Genomic DNA, 7,747 nt, shown 5'->3' on the forward strand with positions numbered 1-7,747 from the left:
TGTGGGAGCGGGCTTGCTCGCGAAAGGGGTAACTCGGTCTCTGCTTTAAACCCAAATAGCATCCCACAACGGATAGTCGCCAATTCGCTCCACCAAGCCCGCTCGCAAAGGATTGGCCACTACATACCGAGCCATTTTCACCAAGTCGTCTTCTTTTCGCAGCGCCCGGTCATGAAAACTGGTTTGCCAAAGACGGCCTTTACGGCCGGTGGCACCGTTCACGCTTCGAGTACTTTTGGATTTCACTTGGCACATCAAATCGCCCAGTGAGCCCTTTTGTAGCTCGACCAACCAGTGGAAGTGGTCGGGCATCACTACCCAGGCCAAGGAGTTCGCCAGCCCTTGATATTGGGCAAGCCTGAATTGCCAAACCACCAAGCGGCCTAAATGAAAGTTACTGAATATTGGCACACGTTCATGGGTGTTGGTGGTGATCAGATAGATACGATTGGGCTCGCTGAACCGTCCGATTCGCAGGCGGTGTGATTTGGCTAGATCAGGCATTCCGTGGCCTCTCTTCAGTGGGTGTGCTGAGAGGCTAGATATCGGTGGCTGAAATCGATGGGCGGGCTTTTGGCGGGATGTGTCTGGGAGGGCGCTTTCGCGAGCAAGCCCGCTCCCACATGGGCTCTGCAGTGTTTCGACAATTTATTTCTGGCGCCGATCATATGTGGGAGCGGGCTTGCTCGCGAATGGCACAGGCACCTCGGTCTCTCAGTCCGGCTCACACCCCTTGAGCACCAACCGAATAATCGTCTGCGCCGCCGCCTCATAATCCGCCTCATCCAGCTTGGCCTTGCCGGTCACCGCCGAGATCTGCCAGTCGAAATCCGCATAGGTCTGTGTCGCCGCCCAGATGCTGAACATCAGGTGATTGGGGTCAATCGCCGCGATCAGACCGCGATCCACCCAGCTTTGGATGCAGTCGATATTGTGCTTGGCCTGGGCATTCAGTTGCTCGACCTGATCGGTGCTCAGATGCGGGGCGCCGTGCATGATTTCGCTGGCGAACACCTTGGAGGCAAAGGGCAGGTCGCGGGAGATGCGGATCTTTGAGCGGATGTAGTTGCTCAACACCACCGCTGGCTCGCCTTCGGGGTTGAAGGGTGTGGAAGCGGCCAGGATCGGCTCGATAATGCTTTCGAGCACCTCGCGGTAGAGGTTGTCCTTGGACTTGAAGTAGTAATAGACATTGGGCTTGGGCAGCCCGGCCTTGGCGGCGATGTCGCTGGTTTTGGTCGCGGCGAAGCCCTTGTCGGCAAACTCCTCGCTGGCCGCCCGCAGGATCTTTTCTTTGTTGCGCTCGCGAATGCTGCTCATAAACCTGGAGTTTCCTTGCCAAGACTGGCGGTTGCGCATGGTAGCACCGGCCTTGCGCGACGCTCAAGAATCCTCCCGCAGCCCATGTACCACGGGCGTTACACTGACATTGTCTGTCTTGTTGCAGAACGTCGAGGACAACCTGTCGGCGATCAACCACCTGCAAACTCAGGCTGACATCTTTCAGCAGGTTTGCCAGCGAAACCCGCAACTGTTCGGCAGCCAGGGGAGTGTGGCGCTGATCCAGAGCCTGGGAGGCGGCTGGCAAGAGACCCGGCAATGAATAAAGCGGCCAACGAAGGCAGCGTCCTTCGTTGGCCGCTGTGCCATCACTAACCTGCTTTGCTTACTTGGGTGGCGGTTGGTTTTTTCACGGGGAAGTCATCATCGAAGAACGTCGTTGCGTCTTCGATTTGTGACTTGCGTTGTTTACGCAGGAACTCATCAAAGTCTTTTTTGACGATGGGGTCTTCTAAGGCCTCATAGTCAAATACATTGGCGCCATATTTATAAGCGAAGTTGATGTCGACGAATTCAGCACTGGCACAAGCAGATGAAAACTTCGAATTGCTTCTGTCGAAATTTACCCGGTACTGTTTGATTTTTGGAACATAGACAATCGTATTGCCGAGCTTGAAGACTTCGACAGAGACCCCAACGGTAATGGTTTTGTAGAAGTCCTTGTTTTTCTCGACGCCAAAACGCAAGGCCTCCCCCTGCTTGGCCATGAATTTTTGGAAACTGTCCAGAGCGCTGCTACCTTGCGAGGCGACGATGTCCAGTATGAAGTTGACAAAGTCAGTGGCAATACTGACCCCGCGAATATGCCGGGAATACGTTTGCTCATCGATTTTGCTTGGCCCCATCAGCGGGAGTTTTGACAGCGCGAGGCTCCACAGCGCCACATCGGTCTTGTATTGCTCCCCTTCGGCTTCGGCTTTGCGTTGTACGTAATTGGTGACCACGGAGGTCATGCCGATCAAGTATTTTTTCAGTTCGGTGATCTTTTTCATGACCTCGGGATCATTGATCAATTCGTTGCCGATGATGAACTCAATAAGCCCATCCTTATCCGCATAGGGGTCGTCCTGGTCTTTAAGTTTGACGTCCTTGAGGTGGGTGTCACCAAAGAATTCATTGGCTTCTTTTAGTTGCTCAGAGAATAAGCGAATATCTTTGACGTGGGCAGGCATTGAAGTAATCGTCTTCATTTCATCATTTCCTTATGAGAGTCGTCATTAATGGTTGGGCGTGGATGTTCGCCACGGATGAAGCGTGTCCAAGTTGATTAAGTCAGCGTTTATTGGCCTCGGTTATTCGAGGTGTTGCCCCTTGAAAGAGGTAGGGAAGTTATAGAGTTAGCAGGGAGTAATGGCAATGAATGAGGTCAACCAATTCGCTTGCCTGGACAAAGTAGTTATAGCGATTGGAAGTGAGCACCCAGAGGCTGTTTTTTGACGGCGGCTCCCCTTAAATACGAGATATGGCTAAGTGATGGCTTTTGCACGGGTTTTGGTGGCGGGTACTGAACGACCGAAGGAGCATCACCATGGGAAAAGATTGTTTACCGAAGGCTGCAAGATTCGACGAGTGGTTGCTTGCGCTTTACGAAGCGCTGGATTGGCAATCCGTTGAAATATAGATACGATGCTAATCATTAGCTTGCTATCTATGTGTGCATCGAATGAAGCCGTCCACGTTTCAGCTCCCAGACTTCTGGCAAGCCACCCTGGCGCCCTCGCGGGTCGATCTGTTGTTTGCTTTGCGCAACATGATCGCTGGCGGGATCGCGTTGTATCTGGCCTTTTGCTTCGACTTGCAGCAGCCGCAATGGGCGCTGACCACGGTGTTTATCGTCGGCCAATCCACCAGTGGCATGGTCTTGGCCAAAGGCGCTTATCGTTTGTTGGGTACGTTTGTGGGCGCTGTGGCTTCGGTGGTGATGATCGGTGTGTTCGGTCAGGCACCGCTGTTGTTCCTGCTGTGTATGGCATTGTGGCTGGTATTTTGCACCACGGGGGCGTCGCTGCTGCGTAATCACGCGTCTTATGGCTTTGTGCTGGCGGGCTACACAACGGCGATTATTGCGTTGCCCGCCACAGCCGCGCCGCTGGGTGTGTTCGATGAGGCGGTGGCGCGCTGTCAGGAAATCAGCCTGGGGATTCTCTGCGCGTCGATCGCCAGCACGATTTTATGGCCCCGCCGAATTGAGCAAACGCTGGCAATTCAAGGTCGTGCTGCCTGGCAGGCGGGAATGCGCGCAGCGGCGTCGGAGCTGCTGGGGACGGATCAGCGCAAGGGCTTGCTGGAGGCGTTGGGACGTTTGGTGGCGGTGGACGCCCAGCGCGATCACGCCTGGTTTGAAGGCCCCAAGGGGCGGCGTCGCTCCCAGGCATTGCGGGTGCTTAGCCGTGATTTGCTCGGGTTGTTACGCGCGGCACGCGGCGTGGCGCGGCAACGGATGATGCTGGATGAGACGACGCTTGTAGCGCCCTGGGTGGACGAGGTGGCCGCTGTGTTGCAGCAGGAGCCCTATGCGCAGTTGCCCGAGCTGACGCGCCGCCTCGCGCTGGCGTTGCAAGACGCTCGCTTGAACCCGGAGGCGCATTTTTGTCTGGCGCAGCTGGCTCAGGTCTTGCGGTTGATTGAGGTGGGTGGCTTGAGCCTGGCGGCTGTCGAAGCGGGCAGGGTGCCGCCGGGCGCGCCTGGGGCCCTGTCCTGGCATCGTGATATCGAGCAGGGCGTGCTTGGGGGCTTGCGCAGTGCCTTGGCGTTCCTGGCTGTCGCGGCATTCTGGATGTTTACTGCCTGGCCTTCAGGGTTGGGCGCGGTATCGATCAGTGGTGTGGTGTTGAGCCTGTTTGCGGCGCGGGAAAATCCCTCGGCGTCGAGTCTGAATTTTCTAAAGGGTATTGCGTTGTCGATCCCGGTGGCGGGGTTTGTGCGCTTTGGCTTGTTGCCCGATTTTGATGCTTTCCCGCTGTTATGCGTGGCGTTGGGTGTGCCGCTGTTTTTCGCTTCACTGTGTATGAGCCGGGTAAAACTGGCGGCCACCGCTTCGGCGTTTTGCATTTTCTTCGTCAACAACGTCGGCCCCAGCAACCTGATGAGCTATGACATTGCAGCCTTTCTGAACAAGGCGATCGCCACTCTGGTGGGCGTCGGTATTGCGGTGGTGGTGTTTCGCCTGATTCAGCTCAACCCCGGCGAGCGCCACTATCGGCGGATGTTCAGGGCCTCTTTGTTTGACTTGGCGCAGTTGACGTCCCGCCCTTTGGAGCAGGTCGAAAGCTGGTTTGGCGGGCGTATGGCGGACCGTTTGATTCGCTTGTCCCGCTACAGCCAAACCTTGCCGGATGAACGTCGTATCCACTGGGAGAACGGATTGTTGGGGTTGGACCTGGGGGACGAGTTGTTGGAACTACGCGCAAGCCTTTCGGGCACTCAAGGTGTATTGGCCAGCGTGCGCGATGATTATTTACGACAGTTGGCGGCGTTGCTCAGGCAGGGCGGACCAAGTGCGGTACTGGCGCTGAGCTTGGATGAGCCCAGTGCTGCGTTGCTGGAAGCACTTGAGGGGGCGTCGACGTTGACGGAGCAGGATCGGGAGATGGCCAGGGCGGCGGCGTTGCAACTACGGTTCACCTGGCGCAAGTGGTGTCAAAGGGGGGCGGGGTTGTAGGAGCTGGAGAGCCAGCTCCTACAAGGTTGTTACTCGGCAATCTGCAACTTGCGCGATTCCGTATAGATGTAGCGCACCTTTTCATACTCAAACGGCGAGTTCATTTGCCCATACCGGAAGCTGGTCTGGTAACGCTTGTCCACTGCGCGCAGGGCCCAGATTTCCGGGTGGTTTTCGCTGACCTTGGACACGTTGAGGAAGTTGATCTCGGTTTCGGCGCCGTAGTCGACGATCAGGCCGGTGGTGTCGCGTAGGTTCGACGGGCCGAAGATCGGCAGCACCAGGTACGCACCGCCAGGCACGCCATAGAAGCCAAGGGTTTGACCAAAGTCTTCGCTCTGGCGCGGCAGGCCCATGGCCGTGGCCGGGTCCCACAAACCAGCGATGCCGATGGTGGTGTTGAGCAGCAGGCGCCCGGTGGTTTCCAGGGAGCGGTGGCCCTTGAGCTGCAGCAGGCTGTTCAACAGGTTGGGTACATCGCCCAGGTTGTTGAAGAAGTTGCTCACGCCGGTGCGCAGGAAGCTTGGGGTGATGTAGGTGTAGCCGTCGACCACGGGCAGGAATACCCATTGGTCGAAACGGTAGTTGAAGTGGTACACGCGACGGTTCCACGACTCCAACGGGTCGTAGACGTTGAGGGCGGTCAGGGAGGAGCGCTCGAACTCGCGCTGGTCCAGACCCGGGTTGAACTTAAGCTTGGTCAGCGGCTCCTTGAAACCGTCGGCATCGACCTTGACGGGTTCATGGGCCTTGCTGTTGTCGGCATTGGCCACGCCTGCGCACATCAAGGCGGCGAGCAGCAGAAGATATTTAGCCACGGAAGAACTCCAGCATGGCGTCGGCGTTGACGCGGTAATTGAGGTTGCCGCAGTGGCCGCCCAACGGGTAGACGGTCAAGCGATCGCCGAAGGTTTTACGCAGGAAGCCCAGGTCGCCAGGGCCGAGGATCACGTCGTCGGCGTTGTGCATCACCGCGATTTTCGGGCTGTCGTGCAAGTAGTCCTTGAGCGCGTACAAGCTGACCTGGTCGATCAGTTGCAACAGGCTGCCGCCGTCGGTGCGCGCGCGCCACATTGGAATGACCTGCTCGGTGAGGTAGCAATCGAAGTCGCATTGCAGTGCACGCTTGAGGAAGGGGGTAAGGCTGGTGCCTTCGCCGATCGGGTAATTCGGTGGGATGATCAGGCCACGACGGTTGATCAAGTCTGAGGTAAAGGCAATGTCGGCCGCCGAGAAGCGGAACGAGGTGCCGATCAGCATAGCCATCTGTTCGTTGGTCAGGTGCTGCTTGGACTGTTGGAAGTCGTAGAGCAGGGCGTCGTTAAGGTCGATATAGCCCTTTTGCTGGAAGTAGCGGGTCAGCTTGCCCAGCACCAGCTCATAGAAGGTGGTGGTGTTGTTGATGCCTTTGACCTCGGTCTGTACCAGCTTGTCGAGGTTGGTGATCGACGTGTAGAGATTGACCGGCGGGTTCAGCAGCAGCACTTTCTTGAAGTTGAAGCTGCGGCGGGTCTCGTCAAGTTTGCTGATGAATGCCGCATCCAGGGCACCGAGGCTGTAGCCGGAGAGGTAATAGTCCGTGACAGGCAGCGTCGAGTTTTGGGCGCGCACGGCCTGCATCACTCGGTACATGTCTTCGGCGTCTTCCTGGGTGACTCCCGGGGTGGCGAAGCGCGAGGCGGCAGCGATGAAGTCGAAGCTGGTGGGCGAGGAGAGCTGCACCACGTGGTAGCCGGCTTGGTAATAGAGTTTTTTCAGGTATTCGTTGATGCTGCTGTCATACCGCGCGCCGGTGCCGGAAATCAGGAAGATCAACGGTGCGGCGTGGTCTTGCTTGGCGATGCGGTAGGTGAGCTTCTTCACGGCCCAGAAGTTGTCCGGAAGGCTGAACTGGCGCTCCGGGCGCATGGTCAGGCTGTAGTCGGACTGGTTGATCTCATCATTGCTCGGCAGTTTTGGCCGAAGGTCAGGCGGTGTGGTCGCGATGGTCGCTTCGAACGGGTTGGTCAAAGGGTAGCCATAGCTGGCCTGGTCGATGTCGACGGCCAGTGCCGACGCACTTAAAAATAGGCTGCCCAACAGGGCCGCACAGCGCAAGGAACGGAGCATGACTAAATCCCTAAGAGGAAATGTGCTGAATGAAGTTCGCAGGCTATGACCACCGCGCGCGCGCCGAAGTGCCATCACACGGCACGAAATGTCGGAAAATAACGTCGGAGTCGGGGTAATAGTAGCCAGACGATACACTTTGCGACGCTTTGATGAACAGATATCTGCGTACACACCTTGCTAACGGCCACCGTGGGATTAAGCTGAGCGCCGTTTTTGCCTATCGGAGTGCCCCATGTCCCGTCGTTTGCCACTGATCCTGCTGCTTATTGCCCTGCCGTTATGGTTGGCCGCCAGTTATGGCGCTCGTTACGGCTTCATGGAGGATGGCCGGTGGGTTGGAATTTGCGTCGATGAGGCCAGCCGCTGGGAATGTCAGTTGCGTTCGAACCTGGGGTTGATGATTCACTTCAAGGTGCTGGGATGGGCGGCATTGGTCACGGCGATTCTGGGCTTTTTCGTGCCGGGTCGTGCGGGGTGGGGGCTGGCGGTGCTGGGGATGGTGTTCGGCTTGCCGGCGTTGGCGTTGTATAACACTACCTTTGCCGTGTTTGCGGTGGTGATTGCGGGGTTGCGGTTGGTCAGGGCGCCTCGCAGCACCTGATAGGACCATTCGCGAGCAAGCCCGCTCCCACA

7 protein-coding genes and 1 pseudogene are annotated in these 7,747 nt (G+C 57.2%); 3 read left to right on the forward strand and 5 right to left on the reverse strand.

What is annotated here, in order from left to right; translation table 11 throughout:
• Nucleotides 1–45: 45 nt before the first annotated feature.
• Nucleotides 46–504 (reverse strand): REP-associated tyrosine transposase, encoded by a 459-nt coding sequence (locus ACRESD_RS03925; RefSeq protein ID WP_431749724.1) that lies wholly within the window; start codon nucleotides 502–504, stop codon nucleotides 46–48.
• Nucleotides 505–714: 210 nt separating this feature from the next.
• Nucleotides 715–1,320, reverse strand: a complete 606-nt coding sequence (locus ACRESD_RS03930; RefSeq protein WP_431749725.1) for a TetR/AcrR family transcriptional regulator — start codon at nucleotides 1,318–1,320, stop codon at nucleotides 715–717.
• A 106-nt stretch (nucleotides 1,321–1,426) separates the two neighbouring features.
• Between ACRESD_RS03930 and ACRESD_RS03935 the strand changes: the two are divergent.
• Nucleotides 1,427–1,603: pseudogene (locus ACRESD_RS03935) on the forward strand (efflux transporter outer membrane subunit); the annotation flags it as partial.
• Between the two features lie 49 nt (nucleotides 1,604–1,652).
• Here ACRESD_RS03935 and ACRESD_RS03940 read toward each other — a convergent pair.
• On the reverse strand, nucleotides 1,653–2,531 hold the full coding sequence (locus tag ACRESD_RS03940; protein ID WP_431749726.1) for a hypothetical protein: 879 nt from the start codon (nucleotides 2,529–2,531) through the stop codon (nucleotides 1,653–1,655).
• A 473-nt stretch (nucleotides 2,532–3,004) separates the two neighbouring features.
• Between ACRESD_RS03940 and ACRESD_RS03945 the strand changes: the two genes are divergently transcribed.
• Nucleotides 3,005–5,002, forward strand: a complete 1,998-nt coding sequence (locus ACRESD_RS03945) for an FUSC family protein (RefSeq protein ID WP_431749727.1) — start codon at nucleotides 3,005–3,007, stop codon at nucleotides 5,000–5,002.
• A gap of 29 nt (nucleotides 5,003–5,031) precedes the next feature.
• Here the strand turns inward: ACRESD_RS03945 and ACRESD_RS03950 are convergent, their stop codons facing one another.
• Together ACRESD_RS03950 and ACRESD_RS03955 are read right to left on the reverse strand one after the other, a co-directional pair.
• Entirely contained in the window at nucleotides 5,032–5,820 is a 789-nt protein-coding gene (locus ACRESD_RS03950) for an MlaA family lipoprotein (RefSeq protein ID WP_431749728.1), read from the reverse strand.
• Nucleotides 5,813–7,111 carry a serine/threonine protein kinase gene (locus ACRESD_RS03955; protein ID WP_431749729.1) on the reverse strand — a complete coding sequence of 433 codons (1,299 nt, stop codon included), beginning with the start codon at nucleotides 7,109–7,111 and terminating at the stop codon, nucleotides 5,813–5,815. Before ACRESD_RS03955 ends, ACRESD_RS03950 begins: the two co-directional genes overlap by 8 nt.
• Nucleotides 7,112–7,346: 235 nt before the next feature.
• On the opposite strand from ACRESD_RS03955, the gene ACRESD_RS03960 reads away from it, so the two are divergent.
• Nucleotides 7,347–7,715 carry a hypothetical protein gene (locus ACRESD_RS03960; RefSeq protein ID WP_431749730.1) on the forward strand — a complete coding sequence of 123 codons (369 nt, stop codon included), beginning with the start codon at nucleotides 7,347–7,349 and terminating at the stop codon, nucleotides 7,713–7,715.
• The last annotated feature ends 32 nt before the right edge of the window (nucleotides 7,716–7,747 follow it).

It is taken from the genome of Pseudomonas sp. (genome assembly GCF_050739995.1).
Classification (GTDB): domain Bacteria; phylum Pseudomonadota; class Gammaproteobacteria; order Pseudomonadales; family Pseudomonadaceae; genus Aquipseudomonas.

Excerpts from the sequence above, each read along its gene's own strand:
- ACRESD_RS03925 (WP_431749724.1), bottom strand. The coding sequence starts at position 504 with ATGCCTGATCTAGCCAAATCACACCGCCTGCGAATCGGACGGTTCAGC.
- ACRESD_RS03930 (WP_431749725.1), bottom strand. The coding sequence starts at position 1,320 with ATGAGCAGCATTCGCGAGCGCAACAAAGAAAAGATCCTGCGGGCGGCC.
- ACRESD_RS03940 (WP_431749726.1), bottom strand. The coding sequence starts at position 2,531 with ATGAAGACGATTACTTCAATGCCTGCCCACGTCAAAGATATTCGCTTA.
- ACRESD_RS03945 (WP_431749727.1), top strand. The coding sequence starts at position 3,005 with ATGAAGCCGTCCACGTTTCAGCTCCCAGACTTCTGGCAAGCCACCCTG.
- ACRESD_RS03955 (WP_431749729.1), bottom strand. The coding sequence starts at position 7,111 with ATGCTCCGTTCCTTGCGCTGTGCGGCCCTGTTGGGCAGCCTATTTTTA.
- ACRESD_RS03960 (WP_431749730.1), top strand. The coding sequence starts at position 7,347 with ATGTCCCGTCGTTTGCCACTGATCCTGCTGCTTATTGCCCTGCCGTTA.